Source organism: Methylobacterium sp. P1-11, from assembly GCF_008329595.1.
GTDB lineage: Bacteria > Pseudomonadota > Alphaproteobacteria > Rhizobiales > Beijerinckiaceae > Methylobacterium.
The window spans coordinates 1-15,938 of the sequence record NZ_NPKS01000066.1; the positions used below are offsets into that span (position 1 = coordinate 1).

Here is a 15,938-nt window from a genome sequence, read left to right on the forward strand (position 1 = left end):
CGCGACACCCGCGAGCTTCTGACCTCGCGCGGCTACGAGGAGGGCAACCACGGCGAGGCCGCCCATTACGTCATCGAGAAGGCCTTCGTCGAGAAGTAGGGGCCCGGATCTCGTGCGATTTCTTTACGTGACACGCACGCAGGCCGGACGGCTCTTCCTCCTCGCCACGGCGACGGGCTGGGGCTGAACTGGCCGGTGCTCAAGCCGGAGCTTCAGGACTGGCCGCCGCTGCTCGCGCGCGGCGTCGCCGGTCTCGTCGCGGCCTCCGGACTGGGACTTCTCGCCTACGGGCGCGGCGAGCGCCTGACCGTGCCGCGCGAACTTTTCGGACGGCTTGGTCTCTCCGCCGCAATCAACGTCGTCGCCTGGATGGGCTTCACCGGTCTGTCCCTGAGATGGCTTACCGTACCGGAGGGGTCCCTCCTGGCGTACTCGATGCCGATCTGGGCCGTTTGGTCATGCTCTCCATGCCGCGGGCGACGGCGGCGCTGACGCTGCCTGCGCGCAGGGCGCGTGGGCGAACATGGCGGCCTTCATGCCCGAGCCGCACAGCTTATTGACCATCGTCAGGCCTACGGACATCGGCAGCACAGCGCCCCGGGGCCCGCTTGGCGGGCGGCGAAGGCGACTGCCGATCAACTCATTTTTCCAGGTGTGGTCAGGCTGCCCGAAGCCAAGCGCGGCTTCATCCTGTCGCGACGCCGCTATGGGCAGTCGAGCGCCTCAGCCTGGGTAGCACGCTCTCGACGCTCGGCCCGCGACTGCGAACGCTTGCCCGCCACCGGAGCCGGCCTGCGCCTCATCGCCTTTAGGGTCCTGCACCTACTCAGGGCTGTAGACTTCGCGGCAGTCTGCATCAGCCTTCAGGTGTTCTGGCGCACACAATAAAGGGCGGCCGATTAACCGGGTTCGGCGGGATGAACTGCCGCACTCAACACCGATGACACCTGCGACGACAGAAATGCATCCCGCATCTTTGCGCCAGCGCCTCTGAACACGTCGATGCGGGGTCGGCCGCGTTTCAAGGGCCGGAGCAACGACGGTCGGATCCGTCTTAGCAGTCGAGCGCCGATGTGGCGGGCCGACATCGTCAAGCCGGCCATCGGGTCCTCCCGGTCCCCTCCCGCTCGCCGGTGAAACTCGGCACCGCCCTTTGAGGTAGGCGACCCGTATTGCGGCGGTTTCCGTTTCGCGACTCCATCACTCCGACGATCAGATCGTGGCGTTGGACAGCACGGTGGGAGACACGGAGCAGCAATGGCCATGCGGCTTATCGCGTCCGGATTGGAATATTCCGGACCTGCACGAGGGGCGGGCGTCACATACGATCCACCGTTCGGGTGTGCGGATGCCCTCGCAGTCGTCTTCCTGTGCGCCTGCTACGCGGACAGCACCCTCCTCGGAATCCTGTCAGGCGAACGGTATATGTGGTTCGCCGTCGACGTCGTGGCGGTGCTCACGGTCCTGGGCCGCCTGTCTCGGCTTAACGACTGCCTGATCGCAAACCCCTGGCTCACTGCGTGGCCGGTGCTGGCCATGATTTCAGCGCTCTGGTCGCTCACCCCTGCCGTCTCGTTCTATCACGGCCTGCAGTTGTTGATGACTATCGTTGCGGGCTATGTCTTTCAACTATACTTCGGCCAATCCCGCCTATTGAAGATCCTATTCTGGGCTCTCGTCGCTGCACAGATCTTATCGGCCGTATCGGAATTCGCGTTTCATCGCGGCGCGATTAGCGGCGCAGGTGTGTGGTTCGGCATCTACACCCATAAGAACGTGCTCGGCGGCATGATGGCACTCAGCGCTATCTGCGCCGCCTGCTTGTTCTTGGACGGGTGGAATCGCCCGATCACAGGCGCGTCATTTATCGGTTCGCTCACCATCCTCTACCTGTCGCACTCCACCACCGCTCAAGTTGCAACCCTAGTGGGACTATGTCCGCTCATCGTTACTGCAGTCTGGCGGAGAGGATCTGTGTTCACAGGCTTCGTGGTCGGGCTTGCAGTCGCCTTAGGGAGCGCTGGGCTGGCTTATGTTGCTCTGCACAGCGATGCGATCGGCCAGCGGTTTTTGGAGGACACGGGCAAAGATCGAACCTTAAGCGGACGGACCCTTCTCTGGCAGTTCGCGTCTGACCAATTCTGGAGGGACCCGTGGTTCGGGGTTGGCTACAAGGCTTATTGGGAGAGCACCTCGACCCCCGTCGAGTATCTCCGATACTCAATCGGCCAGAAGCTCTGGTTCTTTCACAACAACTTCTATGACGTGGCGGTCGCGTTCGGCTTGGCAGGACTGATAATTTTCGGATTGGGCCTTGCCGCTTGTCTCAAGCGAGCCTGCGCAACAGCATTGAACGGCCAATCTTACGCCGAAGTGTTCCCTCTGAGTTTCTGCTTCTCTCTCGCCGTCTCGATCAATCTGGAGAACGCGCTTTTCCAGAATCATAGCTTCAGCCAATTTTTGCTTGCAGCGCTCATCCCGGTGACGGCAAGAGGAATCAACGCAACGACCGGAAGCTCTGATGAAGGTGGGGGCTATTCCGCGACGGACGTTTCAGTCTCGTCTGATTTTTCCCTCACTGCTCATCGAACTCAATTTTGAGTTTCGGTTCGCAAACGTTGCTGATTACCGTCAAGTGGCAGGCCTTCGGACAGCGTTGCATCAAAATTCGATTGGAAGACGATAGGCGTCTCGTATATTCGGTTGAAAATCATATTGTCAGTGCATGACTATTCAAGGGCCAGCGATTCTTAGATCGCCAAAAGTCGGAGGACCTATGTTAAAGAAGCAACTGATGCCGAGCGCGGTCTCACTGTTCTCGCTGCCTGGCTTGACTTCATTCCCGAGAATATTGGAAAACATTGGGACCGCCCTCCAATCGAAAAGAGGCGGGGGCTTCGATGCCGATTGGCAGGAGGTCGAAAACGCGGTCAGCTTCATATCTTCTGATCAGCCGATTATTTTTGACATTGGAGGCAATGTTGGAAATTGGTCGCGTCGCATCTTCGAGCGACTCACAACGATGGGTTCGTCTGCGAAAATATTCATCTTCGAACCGCAGCCTCAATGTTGGCCGGCCATCAACTCCATGAAATTGGAAAATTGCGAGCTGATACGACAGGCCGTAGGAGATACCGAAGGAGCCATGGATCTATACCAAGGTGAGAACAGCGAGGTGGCATCCGCCTACAATAGATCAGATTTTTCCGGAATTACCGATATCATCAAAGTCGATGTTACCACTATTGACGCCTTTCGCGCCCGAAATAAGATAGATTTTATCGATTACATCAAAATGGATATTGAGGGTCACGAATTGAAAGCCGTCCTAGGAGCCATCGATAGTCTGAAAACTGGCAAAATCGGTGCGATATCTTTCGAATTTGGGCCCGCCAATGTCAATTCACGAACCTTCTTTATCGATTTTTTTGTCTTTTTCAATAATCTCGGCATGGATCTGTACAGGATGGGACATGACGGAGTGCCGATCTTAATCACGACCTATGACCGAGGGGCCGAGTATTTCAGCGGCGTCGCAAATTACATTGCAAGCTTCAGCCGTCCGGCAAAGTGGAGAGAGGCGTGATCTCCGAGGAAGCATTAATAAAAGGTCTGGTTTCTGCTCGTCAAAATGTTCGAGGAATACAGAACTTCGACACGAAGCGGAATCGCGATTTATGCGTCGGAACCTTCGAAAATCCAACTCACCGCCCGCGGCGGAACGGAGCCCGGTGCTTCTACGCCCGAAGGAGGTTCAGGACGGAACACCCGATGACCTTCGTGGTGAAATTCGCAACTCGTGCTTTTACACCGGGCACAATTGAGTTCACCAAGACAATCGGTCGCCCATCTCGGGCGGCGGACTGCTATCGAGATGTGCTTTAGGACGAAGACGCATCCTATTCTCTAAGTCAATCGGCTAAGGTGCTTCCGCTGCCGAACACGACGATCTGTAGGGTGAGCCTGGAGAGCGCCTCCCACATGTCTCACAGCTTCGTCTCGGTGTACGGAAGGGAACCCGTTCCAGCGGCGGTCGCCACGCCGACGGCCGGCCCGCGACCAGCGCGCCTGCCGGCTCTTCAGATCCTTCGGTTCGTCGCGGCCTTCCTTGTGGTTCTGTTTCACGTTGGCAGCGGACTGTCGGTGGAGGCGGGCGGGGCGTCGAACCCATTCAATGATGGGGTCATCGGTGTCGACATCTTCTTCGTCCTGAGCGGCTTCATCATCGCGTACACGGCCGAACCGGCGCGCGGGATAAGCCATTTCGCAGTCCGCCGTGTCGCCCGGGTCGTGCCGCTCTACTGGCTGCTCACCACCGGCGTGGTCTTCGTCACCCTGATGGCTCCGGCGCTCGTGAACGGCACCACAGTGTCGACCGAAAAGATTATCCGGTCCTATCTCTTCATACCCTATCAGAAAGACAATGGCCTCATTCAGCCGCTACTCTTCCTGGGTTGGACGCTCTGCTATGAGATGTATTTCTACGCCTTGTTCTGCCTGTGCCTGAGTGCCGGCCGACATGCCGCCTGGATTGCCTGTGCACTTCTCTCGCTGATCGTCCTCGTCGGCTGCATACGGCCTGAGGGAGGCACGCTGTGGCACTTCTACACGAACCCGATGATCCTTGAGTTCGCTTTCGGCCTCACGCTGTCGCAGATCTACGCGATCGGGCTGCCGATCGATCGGGGACGTACCGCGCTCGCCGCCCTCTTGGCGATCGGCGCCCTCCTGCTTTACCTGCTGGATCTCGACCTGCCCTCGGTGATCAAGCACGGCTTCGTCGCGACGCTCATCGTGGCGTCATGCCTGTCGCTGCCGCCCCTGAGCGGACGCTTGGTGGCCAATTTGATCCTGCTCGGGGACGCGTCGTACGCGCTCTATCTGAGCCATCCTTATTTCGTTCAGGCGTCGATCAAGATCGCCGCACCGCGCGTCGGCGCGGAACTCGCCCTGCTGGCCGTCGTCGTCGGGGTGGGCTTGGCAATCGCGATCGCGGTGGTCCTGCATCGTGTGGTCGAACGACCGGCGCAGAGCTTCATCCTGAAGCGGCTCGCCCGCACGCGGGCCGGGTGACGGCCTCGCGATGTGTCCGGCACGCCTTCAATTCACGTCGCGGGGCGGGCCCCGCGATGAGCCGAGACTCTCACCCGCACGCAGGACAGACCATGAGGCAAAGCCCGCTGTTTTCCAGTTCGACGCACGCGTCTCCAAACCGCCGCGCGATGCTCGCCCTACTGGCAGCCGGCGCGACGGCGGCTCGGATTCCAGCCGTCGACGCCGCCACCGGATCGGCGCCGAACGACCTGCCGACCTACACGGTCCATGACGCGCGCATAGGCCCGAACGGCCGGACAGCCACCGTGGCGATCCGTCGGGGTGGACCGAGTGCGTATTCGTGCTGCCTCCGTTTTGAGATCGACGGTGGCGCATCGCCTCAGTCCGGCGCCTTCGTGTTCGAGTACGATGTCGATGAAATCCTCATCGCGGTAAGCTTGCCGAATCCGGGCACGGACGCGAGCATCCGGATCCAGCCTTTCGTGACCTATGACTTCCGTCCTGTTATCGCGAAGGGGGCAGCCCGGATCGGGCGGGATGCCTTGGACCCGTCACCATTGGCGCCTGGAGCGACCGCGCGAGCCTGGAACGCGCCGAAGCCGAGACCCGTCGCCAAGGGGTGGACGCGCGACTTCCACAGCGACCTCGTCACGGACTTCGTCTGCACCGCCACCGGCCTCGACCGAGACGGGCGCCCCTGCTTCACGAACAGCCTTCCGAGCGGCCGGGCGCAGTTCACCAATGCTGAAGTGGGCCTCTATTCGGATCCAAGGCTGCACGGCACCGCACCGCTGCAGATGCTCGACGGGCGGCGCCTTCTCGTCCCGGAGCGCCTTCCGCACCCCATCGTGCTCACGCAGGGAGGCCATAGCAAGCGGTGCACCCATTCCACACCGCTCGTCTCGACCGAACACAATGGTCGGCTAGGCTATGGCCGGTTCGCCTATCGCTTCGCGCTCCTGAGCATGCAGCAGGGCTGCTGGCCGGCGGGCTGGCAATTGTGTCTTCCGCATTATCGCTGGCCGAACTGTGAGCAGGACACGGTCGAGATCTCTTTCAACCAGCCCGATCCCGTATCCGTCCTTCCCTACCAGACCAACTGGTGGGGCGCAGCCGGAACCGGTGGTTCCAAGGAAGGGCAGTTCGTCGATATCGAGCGGCTTCTGCCCAACTTCCGGTACGACGAACCCCACACATATTGGTCCGAATGGACACCGGAACGCATGGCCTTCGGGATCGACGAGACTCTCACCTTCTCGGTTCCAAACCGATTCTTTCTGACTAACCCGGCCGATCCGGGGGATCCGAATCGCGTCTTCATGATGCTTCAGATCGCGCTGGGCGGAGCAGGCGGCAATACAGAGAAAGGTCTCTATCCGATGGCTCCCAGCAAGTGGGCTCCGGGAGCACCGGCCATGCTCGTCGAGCACATGGCACACTACGCCATGCCGGTCTGACGGGGACAACCACGGCCAGGGACACCGGCGACGCGGGACGCCCGCGCCGCCGTCGTTTGATCGGGCGCACCGTCCCGCGCGTCGCGGTCAGCGGGTTTCGAGCCTGAGCCGCATTTCACCGACCCCCTGCGCCGTAAGCGCACGCTCGTAGAGGTCGTCCCAATATGCATTTGCCTCTTGATCGCCAAAGAGACGCTGCGCGTCGGATCGCGCGCGCCGCCGCATTCCATAGAGCTCGTCAGGCCGTTCGATCAGCCGCTCTATCTCACCGATCGCCACTTGCGCCATCCGTTCGATCTCCCCCTCGACCAGACTCTCGTAAGCCCGACTACCACGGTCGGGATGCGCAATATGGATCCACTCGCCGTTCGGCGCCGTGTCGAGATCGAGAAGAAGGCCGTTCTGGCGGTGCACGATGAACTCAGGCAACGCACCCTGTCGCGTAGCGATTACCGGCGTGCCGTGGATCATCGACTCGATGGCGCTGTAGCCGAACGTGTCGCAAAACGTCGCGAGGAGCGAAACATGCGAGCGGCGAAACAGAGCATGGACCTCAACGTTCGATAGAGTGGCGTGCCAGCGAACGTTCGGAAGCTGCAATGCGGCGCGGTAGCGATCGTAGAAGTGATCGTCCAGGGGATCAGTCCAGACGCCGCGACCTACCTGCAGCGAACTCACGATCTCGACCTGCACCGGCAGCTTCTTTTGAAGGGCCAGTTCGGCCATCCTGACCGCGACGCATCCCCCCTTTCGCGCGAAATGGTTGCCGACGAATGAGACGACGAACGGAGCCCGGCCGACCGGTTCGGGCCGAGCTGCCTCGGCAGGAAGCTCGATATTCGGGTACCGGACGGACAGCTTTCCGTAGAGTATATCCCGCATTGGACTATTCTGGTGCGTTTCCTTGAAGATTTCTCTCGCATAATTGGAAATCGCGATGATGCCCCGGCAGCGTGAGGATGCCAGCATTCGCGAGAGAACGCCGTAATAGTGGCTGGTCTCCAAGCCGAAACCCCGGGGCATGTGAGACTCGAAGCCGATGACGAAGGGCGCACGGCCGAGAGGGATCCGGTTGAAGGCGTGAATGAGGTCGAAGCGCCGCGGCGGCCAAGGGCTGAAGGCCGTAATCCCCTCGATGCCTTGATGCACCCAGTTCAGCGGAAGGAAATTTCGGTTCTCGATCCTGTGCCGCGACCGCCGCGGCCCATTGAAGCGCCATGGATAGCGCGTGGGAGCTAGGATTTGGAGGGGTCGCTGTAACGTCACCGAACCGTCCTTCAACCACCTAGAAGAACGCGGCACCCTGCATGACTAGGGCGATGCCGCGAGAAATCATGCGCCGATCCTGATCGCGCGCAGTCCAATGGCCCGCTGATGCAAGGACGGAACTGGAAACGCTGCAAGGGCTGTCGCCTACCTAGAAAGACGCAGCCGCCGGCGACCGCAGAGGCCTGCCGGTCCCGGATCGGCCGCCGCATTCCGACGAGAGTGGGCGTGCGCCCGGCCGAACGGTGACGTGATGATCGGAGCCTGGCTCACGCGTAATGTGCGCCCCTCGAGGAGACGCATCTGCCCGGCCGGTCCGTCTCCCCAGAGTGCACAAGGTGTTGCAAGTGGCCGCAGAATGGCGCGGCGCGTCCTGTTCCATAAACTGCTCTTGTACGCATAGCTCGGCCTTGCAGCCGTAACGATGAATGTCGGCCGACCTCGGTCGCCTGTGTGTCGCCGGTTGATCCGTAGATCAGGCAGCCGCTCGTATAGACGAACCGCTTGGCCGTGCCGCGGAGCGCGCCGATGATCGCGCGCCTTGCGGCCTCATCGCGGGCCGCCGTGTTCAGGTCGCCAGGCGAGGCAGCATGGACAACGGCATCGGCTCCTTAAGCTGCGTCGGCGACGCTGGCCACATCAGGGAGGTCGCCTCGAACGGCCGCGAAGCCCGCGCCATCGAACTTGGCCGCGCCCGCCTCCGAGCGGGCGGCCCCGATGACTTCGTGGCTCCCCCCTTCAGACGGCGCGCCACCGCGCCCCCAATCAACCCCGTCTCGAGGCGGCGCGGACGAGGCTGCTGGCCGATCACAGGGATGACCTTGAGCATGAAGTAATGGCCATCCTCATGGCCGCGCTCGATCTGGAAGAGCAGCAAATCAGGGTTGCGACGGGCGAGAGATAGCGGCTGTCTCAATCAGCATGCCGCCAGGACGTGCGCGCTGGCCTAGCTTTGATCTATTCGGCGCAGGGAACGAGGTTTGCCGTCATCGTCCACCGCCACGTAGGTGAGCACGCCTTCGGTGACCTTCTCCGGGTGGCGGCCGCTTCGTTCCCGAACCCACGTCTCGACCTTAACCGCCAGTGACGTCTCACCCTCCTGGTGCAGCGTACAATAGCAGCTGACCTCATCGCCGACTGAGATCGGGCGCAGGAAGCGCATCGCATCGATGCTGACCGTGACGACGCGACCCTGAGCGCGCTGGGCGACGAAGGTGCCCCGGCGAGATCCATCTGCGACACGGTCCAACCGCCGAAGATGGCGCCACTCGCGTTCGTATCGCGTGGCATTGCGACGGTGCGCAGGTGCGGACCACCAGGGACGTCCGGGATTTGGTCGCTCATCGGCCGCACATCCCCTCGTCGGCGCGCTTAGGTCTGTGACCCGGCCAATGGTGAACCATCGTAGTGGGCGAGCAGGTCTGCCGGATCCCGGTACGTCGCGATGCAGCCCGCCTGCTTCAGCTCCTCGGCCGACCAGCCGCCACTGAGCAGCCCGATTGTGCGCACACCGGCCTTTCTCGCAGCCTCGGCATCGTAAGGGGTATCACCGATGACGATGGCGTCGGTCGGCGCGATCCCGTTGAGCCGCTTCAGAGCCGCCTGGAAGATGTCCGGGTTCGGCTTGCTCTCCTCGGCATCATCCGATGAGGTTTCGGTGCCGATGAGATCGTCGATGTCGGCAATTTTCTTATACGTCTGAAGTTCGTCCTGCTTGGCCGAGGACGCAAGCGCCAACTGCTTTCCGTCGGCCTGCAGGCGCTCGATGAGCGCACGCACCTGCGGAAGGCCCTGGATGGTCGGCAGGTAGCGCTCCTTCAGGATCTTGGAGCGGTGCTTCTCCAGCGCCTCACCTTTCTCGTCCAGCTCGTCCCCTGACAGGAAGACTGGGAGCAGCTGATCGCCTCCCTTGCCAATCTGGCGGCGGATGTCCTCGAACGGGATGTCATGACCGAAATCCTGAAAGGCGTCCTGCCAAGCTCTCGCATGCTGGGGAACGGAGTCGATCAGAGTTCCGTCTACGTCGAAGATCACAGCCTTGAGCATCAACATGCCTTCCTCGCTCTTTGGGGAAGTGGCCGATCGATGTCCCTGTTCCCCCTCCGCGATCAGTCGAGCGACTTTAGATTCCTCGATGCGGCATATGCCGCCTGCGCCCGAGGGAAAAGGGACTGGCCGTCGCTGCCGGGCATCAAGGGTCGTCATCGTTCAGCTGCGGTCGAACGCTCCTCGAAGATCGGTCCGTCAGGCGGGGACTGCGCGTCCGATGCCCGACTAAATTCCTTGGACTATACATTCTGCGTCCGTTCGCAAGATTTACTTTTATCTGTGAGTACGCAAAGTACGCAATCGGGTCGATGCCGATCGAGTAGAGTTTTTTGTTCGAGGTCTTATCTTCAAAGATACAGGCTTTCCGGATCTCTGGAGTCACGGTCTCAGCACAACAATCGATCCGGCCGCAGTCGTTGAGCGAACATCGCTCGCCTGTCCGACATGATTTTGGTGTCCGTTTGCGTTGAATGCTCCAATGGACCAGGGCGCGGCCGCCCGCGCCCGCGTCCGCGCCGGGCGGCAGGCGACCGGGGCTGCTCCCGTCCGCCGGCCCGTCGCCGCCTCCGACAACGCCGGATCGAGCCGGTGATCCCGACCCGCAAGGATCAGCCCCGCCAGCTCGATTACGACAACGCCGCCTACCGCGAGCGCGACAAGGTCGAGCGGCTGATCGGACGGCTCAAGCAGTATCGCCGAATCGCCGCCCGCGACGAGAAGCGAGCCGCAAACTACCTCGCCATGGGCACGCTTGGCATGACCAGGCTCTGGCTCACATGCCTTTGCAGAGACGCCCTAGAACCTCCCTCAAGTCAGATGGGTCGGAACGAGCCGGTCCCTGGTCTCGAGCTTGCGAGCCTGCATCTGGATCGTGGCCGCCGAGACGTCCCTGACCTTGAGATCCACGATGGCGTCGAGACGCGCGCCCGTCGGCGCGCCGAGCATCATGAGGTCGGACATGTGCGGCGTGGCCGGGCCTCCGAGAAGCAGCGCCATCTCGCCGGTCGTGAACGACCGCTCCCTTTCGTCCTCCCGTCGTCGGCCTCCTTCGAGGGCCACGCCGAACCAGGGATTCACGGCAGCGGATGGAACCTTCTTCGCCAGCCACCGCCAGTAGGAACTCAGGCGGGATAGATACTTGTTCGCCGTAGTCGGACCGATGTTGGCCAATCCGGGCAATGCCGCCTCGCGACGCGCCCTGGCCCACGCGTGCATCCTTCGCTGAGGGAAGCGAGGCCCGGACGGCTCCGATCCATCGTGATCCGCAAAACCGGCGGTCGAGGCTGAGGCCGGACTGACGCCCCCTGCAACCATTGCGGCGGAACCGGGTTCGCTCCCGATTGGCGACAAGCGGAGGTCGGGTGGCGCCCTGGATCGAACAGGCCATCTGGTGGCAGGTCTTCCCCCTCGGCTTCGTCGGCGCCCCCGACCAAGCCGATCCGGCCGCGCCGGTCACGCATCGCCTCGCCCACATCCGGGATTGGCTCGACTACGCGGTCGAACTCGGCGTGTCCGGGCTGGCGCTCGGGCCGATCTTCGCGGCCTCCACACACGGCTACGACACGATCGACCACTTCCGCATCGATCCGCGCCTGGGCGACGCGGCCGATTTCGACGCGCTGATCGCGGCGGCCCGTGCCCGCGGTCTGCGCGTCCTGCTCGACGGCGTGTTCAACCATGTCGGGCGGGCCCATCCGGCCTTCCAGGACGTCCTGCGGCACGGGCCCGGATCCGAACAGGCCGGCTGGTTCAGGCTGTCCTGGCCGCTGGGCTCCGGCCCGGGCATCGAGCCGGACTACGCCTGCTTCGAGGGGCACCGGCAGCTCGTCACGCTCAACCACGACGATCCGCGGGTCGCCGACCACGTCGCCGCCGTCATGAGCCACTGGATCGCCCGTGGCGCCGATGGCTGGCGGCTGGACGCGGCCTACGCGGTGCCGCCGCATTTCTGGGCGCGCGTGCTCCGGCAAGTCCGCCTCGCGCATCCGGAGGCCTACATCGTCGGCGAGGTGATCCACGGCGATTACGCCCGCTTCGTGCAGGAGGCCGGCCTGGATGCGGTGACCCAGTACGAACTCTGGAAGGCGATCTGGAGCGCCCTCAACGACCGCAACCTGTTCGAGCTGGCCCATGCCCTGGACCGGCACAACGGCTATCTCGACCGGTTCGCGCCCCTGACCTTCGTGGGCAACCACGACGTGACGCGGATCGCGAGCCGGCTCACGGACGAGCGGCACCTGCCGCATGCGCTCGCGATCCTGCTGACCTGCGGCGGAACGCCCTCGATCTACGCCGGCGACGAGCAGGCCTTCCGCGGCGTGAAGGAGGAGCGCGTCGGCGGCGACGACGCCGTCCGGCCGGCCTTCCCGCCGACGCCCGCGGATCTCGCCCCGTACGGCTGGCCGATCTACCGGCTGCATCAGGATCTGATCGCGCTCCGGCGCCGTCATGCCGGGCTGCACCGCGCGCGGACGCGCACCCTCCACCTGACCAACGAACAGCTCGTGCTCGCGCTGGGCGATGGCGCCGCGCGCGTATTGATGGCCCTGAACCTCGCCGACGCGGCCATGCCGCTGCCGGTTCCGGAGGCCCGGGCGATCGAGGCCGGCCACGGCGATCTCACGGAAGCCGGCGGCCCCGGCGCCCGCGTGACCCTCCCGGCCCACGGCTGGGCCATCCTGGCCATGTGACCGTCGAGGGCCCCGCCTGCGGCAGTTCGGCGCCGCCCGACCCGGTGCGGCGAGCCGTCCAGCGTCCGGCACAGGCGCCGAGCCCGGACAGCCTCCAGCGGCCGGTCCCGGCGGATCCGCGCAGGCGGCCCGAGACCGAGACGCTGGCAAGCCCCTTGCGGATCGTGCCGATGATCCGGCCGTCCGCGCCGGCTCGGCCGGACGCATCGACGCCGGTCCCGCCGGCCTCGTCGACGAGGCCGTGCCGGATGACGATGGGGTAGCTGTAAGGCCCCGTGCAGGTCCCGCTCTCCGCGGTGGCTATGACCGACCAAGCTCCGTCGAAGCGGTTGGCCGCCGAGGCTCCCGTCGGAACGCCGACGGCGAGGACCATGTCGGGCCACTTGGCGGCGTGCACGCCGGCGCAGCCAAGCGCCGTCAGCGGGTGCTTGACGGCGCCGTCGCGCAGGATCGCGGAGAGCCACGCCGGCATGTCGGTCCCGGGCCGGAACCGGGCCCGGTGCGTCCAGGCCTTCAGAAGGGTAAGCCGGACGAGGTCTTCGCCCGCGACAGGCTCTTCGGCCAGCGCAGGCACGCAGCGGCGCAGATGCGGCACCGCCGCGATCAGATCCCGCCCGAACCCGGCAGCGACCTGTTCCTGAGCCTCCGCGGCGTCCGGCGCCTCCGACAGGCGGGCGAGCAGGCCACCCAAACGCGATGTCGCATCGTTTTCTACAACTTCTGGGAAATGCTCGCCAAGACCTGATCCCAGGCTCGCAGCGGCACCGGAGATCACGACCTCGCGTTCGGAGGCTACGCGCACTTGTCGGCCGATGTCTTGCACGTTCGGCAGGGTCAGATCTGTTCGGGGATGCGACGAAATCGCTCAGACATGGCGCCTCGGCGCAGCGAGCACTCATCTCTTGCGCAATGCGCCCGCGTCAATGATGCGGGTATACCAGGAAAATAACTTAGTTGAGGGAACCGGCTTGTGCGCAACCCGTTTGTGCCCCGCTGCCGAACGGGCAGTGACGGCATGAAGGGATGCACGAGCTGTGACCGCGCGCGTCGACCGGCATGAACTCCGGCAGATCATCGCCGGCCTGAGCGAGGGCGTGATTCTGGTCGAGCCCGACCAGACCATCGCCTACGCCAACGAGGCCGCCCTGGCGATGCACGGCGCCGGGAGCCTCGACGAGCTCGGCTCGACCGTCGATGCCTATCGCGACCGGTTCTGCCTGCGCTACCGCAACAACGTCACGCCCAATCAGTATCCGATCGAGCGCGTGGTCGCCGGCGAGCGCTTCCACGACGTCGTCGTCGAGGTGCGGCGGGCGGACAAGCCCGAGCAGGATTTCGTCCACTCGCTGCGCAGCCTGGTGGCCACCGACCGCGACGGCAACCCGAGCTGCCTCGCGCTGATCCTCAAGGACGTCACCGACCAGTTCGAGGCCGAAGCGCGGTTCGAGGCGACGTTCAACGCCAACCCGGCGCCGGCCGTCATCACGCGCCTGTCGGACCTGCGCCACGTCAAGGTCAATGCCGGCTTCCTGGAGATGACCGGCTTCACACGGGACGCCGTGATCGGCCGCAGCGTCTACGAGGTCGACGTCCTGGCCGGCGCCCGCAACCGCGATCTCGCGATCGCGCGGCTCAACGCCGGCGGCACGATCCCGCAGATGGAGGCCTGCCTGGATCTGCCCGACGGCGGCGGCCGCTTCGTGATCGTCGCCGGCCAGCCGATCGAGATGGGCGACGAGCCCTGCATGCTGTTCACCTTCGCGGATCTGGAGCTGCGCCGGAAGGCCGAGACGGCGTTGCGCCAGAGCGAGGAGCGCTTCGCCAAGGCGTTCCGGATGACGCCGGTGCCCACCGTGCTGGCGCGCGCACAGGATTTCCAGGTCACCGGCGTGAACGAGGCGTTCAGCCGGGTCTTCGGCCTGGGCGAGGACCGCATCGTCGGGCGCTCGCCGGCGGAAGCCGGCCTGTGGGTCGCCGACGAGCAGCGCCTGCAGGTCGAGGCCGCGCTCGAGCGGCAGGGCTACGTGCTCGGCGTCGAGGTGTGCCTGCGTCACGAGAGCGGGGCGAGCCTCGACTGCCTGATCTCGGCCGAGCGGATCGAGATCAACGAGGCCGCCTTCGTGCTGCTGGTCCTCCAGGACATCACCGAGCGCAAGCATACCGAGCGGGAGCTGTTCGACGCCATCGAGACCGTGATGGCCGACACGTCCTGGTTCAGCCGCGGTCTGATCGAGAAGCTCGCCAACCTGCGCCGGCCGGGCCGAGAGGCCGGCAACGGGGAAGCCCCGAACCTGACGGTGCGCGAGCGCCAGATCCTCAACCTGATCTGCTCGGGGCTGAGCGACGACGCGATCGCGCGCAAGCTCGGGCTGTCACGCAACACGGTGCGCAACCACGGCGCCGCGCTCTACCGCAAGATCGGCATCCACAAGCGCAGCGAGGCCGTCGTATGGGGACGCGAGAACGGCTTCCCGCTGAGCATCTCTGACGGATGAATACCGCCGTACTAGTATGTTCTAATCATTGAACGGCAGATATTTGCCCACATCTGCCTCGCGGCGCGGGGCTTCTCCAGCAGGACGGGGGATTCGCGGCCGAAGACAGGACAACGACTTCCGCCGGGCACATCAGAGGTTCGGTGAAGGAGGCCGTCGGCGCACTCACCGGCGGTGCCCGGACGGAGACCGAGGGTCGGCGCCAGAAGCGTGGCGCCTGCGCAGCGAAGACCGACGGAGCCGGGCCCGTGGGCTCGGGTCATCGCTGACGGATGTCATCCGGCGCCTCGCGGCGAGACGCCGCCCACGACGAACGCGATCACACGAGGAGAACGACATGGTTGATACGGATCGGATCACGGGCGCTGCCAAGGAGCTTGGCGGCAAGGTGCAGGGCGCGGTGGGCGACCTCACCGGCTCCCAGCGGGACTCGGTCGAGGGTCGCGCCCGCCAGGCGGCCGGGCAGGCCGAGAACCTGTACGGACAGGCCAAGGACACCGTCCGCGACATCGGGGGCAAGATCCGCGACACCGTGGGCGGCCTCGTCGGCTCCGACGACGTCGAGCACCGCGCCCGCCGCGCGCAGGGTGCGGCCGAGGAGCACTTCGACCGGGCTCAGCGCTCCGTGTACCGCGCGGCGGACGAGGCCGCCGACTACGCCGAGGACGCTTACGAGCGCGGTGGTCACGTCCTGCGCCGGGGCACCCGCGAGGTGAGCCATCAGGTCGCCGAGTACCCGCTCGCCTCCCTGCTCATCGCCGGCGCCGTCGGCTTCGGCCTCGGCCTGCTCGTCAGCGCCACCCGCGACTGAGCCACCACAGCCATACGGCTACGAACGGCCGACTACCCGGAGTGAAAGCGTGACCACGATCCAGACCACGGCGTCCCCTCTCGCCACCGCAGCCGCGCAGGCCGACACGCGTGCC

Annotated in this window: 13 protein-coding genes and 3 pseudogenes; 10 read left to right on the forward strand and 6 right to left on the reverse strand. The window is 64.3% G+C overall.

The genetic code is table 11. The features are described 5' to 3' along the window. Positions 1–99 (forward strand): annotated as a pseudogene (locus tag CIW48_RS32215) (ferredoxin--NADP reductase); the annotation flags it as partial. A 96-nt stretch (positions 100–195) separates the two neighbouring features. Then, a complete protein-coding gene (locus CIW48_RS33635; RefSeq protein WP_173009475.1) occupies positions 196–492 on the forward strand; it encodes a hypothetical protein in 297 nt (98 codons plus the stop codon). On the opposite strand, the pseudogene CIW48_RS34405 reads toward CIW48_RS33635, so the two are convergent. Beyond that, positions 455–597 (reverse strand): annotated as a pseudogene (locus tag CIW48_RS34405) (acetyl-CoA C-acetyltransferase); the annotation flags it as partial. The gene CIW48_RS33635 and the pseudogene CIW48_RS34405 overlap by 38 nt on opposite strands. A gap of 660 nt (positions 598–1,257) precedes the next feature. On the opposite strand from CIW48_RS34405, the gene CIW48_RS32225 reads away from it, so the two are divergent. The 4 genes from CIW48_RS32225 to CIW48_RS32240 all read left to right on the forward strand — a co-directional run bounded on the left by CIW48_RS32225 (position 1,258) and on the right by CIW48_RS32240 (position 6,512). Further along, positions 1,258–2,601: an O-antigen ligase family protein gene (locus tag CIW48_RS32225; RefSeq protein WP_149314417.1), complete on the forward strand. Its 1,344-nt coding sequence runs from the start codon at positions 1,258–1,260 to the stop codon at positions 2,599–2,601. A gap of 175 nt (positions 2,602–2,776) precedes the next feature. Then, the gene (locus CIW48_RS32230) at positions 2,777–3,586 is read left to right on the forward strand and encodes an FkbM family methyltransferase (protein ID WP_173009476.1); all 810 of its coding nucleotides are present in this window, start codon (positions 2,777–2,779) and stop codon (positions 3,584–3,586) included. Positions 3,587–3,957: 371 nt separating this feature from the next. Next, positions 3,958–5,073, forward strand: coding sequence for an acyltransferase (locus CIW48_RS32235; RefSeq protein ID WP_149314419.1), 1,116 nt, complete (start codon positions 3,958–3,960; stop codon positions 5,071–5,073). A gap of 92 nt (positions 5,074–5,165) precedes the next feature. After that, complete coding sequence (locus CIW48_RS32240; RefSeq protein WP_173009477.1) at positions 5,166–6,512, forward strand: family 16 glycosylhydrolase; 1,347 nt, start codon at positions 5,166–5,168, stop codon at positions 6,510–6,512. Between the two features lie 87 nt (positions 6,513–6,599). Here CIW48_RS32240 and CIW48_RS32245 read toward each other — a convergent pair whose 3' ends face one another. The 3 genes from CIW48_RS32245 to CIW48_RS32255 form a co-directional block, all read right to left on the reverse strand. Next, positions 6,600–7,661: a glycosyltransferase family 4 protein gene (locus tag CIW48_RS32245; protein WP_149314421.1), complete on the reverse strand. Its 1,062-nt coding sequence runs from the start codon at positions 7,659–7,661 to the stop codon at positions 6,600–6,602. Positions 7,662–8,724: 1,063 nt separating this feature from the next. Beyond that, a complete protein-coding gene (locus tag CIW48_RS34795; RefSeq protein WP_348645152.1) occupies positions 8,725–8,940 on the reverse strand; it encodes a hotdog domain-containing protein in 216 nt (71 codons plus the stop codon). A 209-nt stretch (positions 8,941–9,149) separates the two neighbouring features. After that, positions 9,150–9,824: an HAD family hydrolase gene (locus tag CIW48_RS32255; protein WP_149314425.1), complete on the reverse strand. Its 675-nt coding sequence runs from the start codon at positions 9,822–9,824 to the stop codon at positions 9,150–9,152. A 486-nt stretch (positions 9,825–10,310) separates the two neighbouring features. Here CIW48_RS32255 and CIW48_RS32260 point away from each other — a divergent pair. Beyond that, positions 10,311–10,604 (forward strand): annotated as a pseudogene (locus CIW48_RS32260) (transposase); the annotation flags it as partial. Between the two features lie 30 nt (positions 10,605–10,634). Here CIW48_RS32260 and CIW48_RS33640 read toward each other — a convergent pair. Continuing rightward, the gene (locus CIW48_RS33640) at positions 10,635–10,997 is read right to left on the reverse strand and encodes a hypothetical protein (RefSeq protein ID WP_173009474.1); all 363 of its coding nucleotides are present in this window, start codon (positions 10,995–10,997) and stop codon (positions 10,635–10,637) included. A 191-nt stretch (positions 10,998–11,188) separates the two neighbouring features. Here CIW48_RS33640 and CIW48_RS32265 point away from each other — a divergent pair, with 191 nt between their 5' ends. Continuing rightward, on the forward strand, positions 11,189–12,517 hold the full coding sequence (locus CIW48_RS32265) for an alpha-amylase family glycosyl hydrolase (protein WP_149314422.1): 1,329 nt from the start codon (positions 11,189–11,191) through the stop codon (positions 12,515–12,517). Here CIW48_RS32265 and CIW48_RS34410 read toward each other — a convergent pair. Continuing rightward, complete coding sequence (locus tag CIW48_RS34410; protein WP_246695520.1) at positions 12,447–13,208, reverse strand: sigma factor; 762 nt, start codon at positions 13,206–13,208, stop codon at positions 12,447–12,449. The two genes, CIW48_RS32265 and CIW48_RS34410, sit on opposite strands and share 71 nt — an antisense overlap. A gap of 343 nt (positions 13,209–13,551) precedes the next feature. Here CIW48_RS34410 and CIW48_RS32280 point away from each other — a divergent pair, with 343 nt between their 5' ends. Next, positions 13,552–15,012, forward strand: coding sequence for a helix-turn-helix transcriptional regulator (locus CIW48_RS32280; RefSeq protein ID WP_149314423.1), 1,461 nt, complete (start codon positions 13,552–13,554; stop codon positions 15,010–15,012). A gap of 337 nt (positions 15,013–15,349) precedes the next feature. Continuing rightward, positions 15,350–15,823 (forward strand): CsbD family protein, encoded by a 474-nt coding sequence (locus CIW48_RS32290; RefSeq protein ID WP_149314424.1) that lies wholly within the window; start codon positions 15,350–15,352, stop codon positions 15,821–15,823. Positions 15,824–15,938 lie beyond the last annotated feature (115 nt).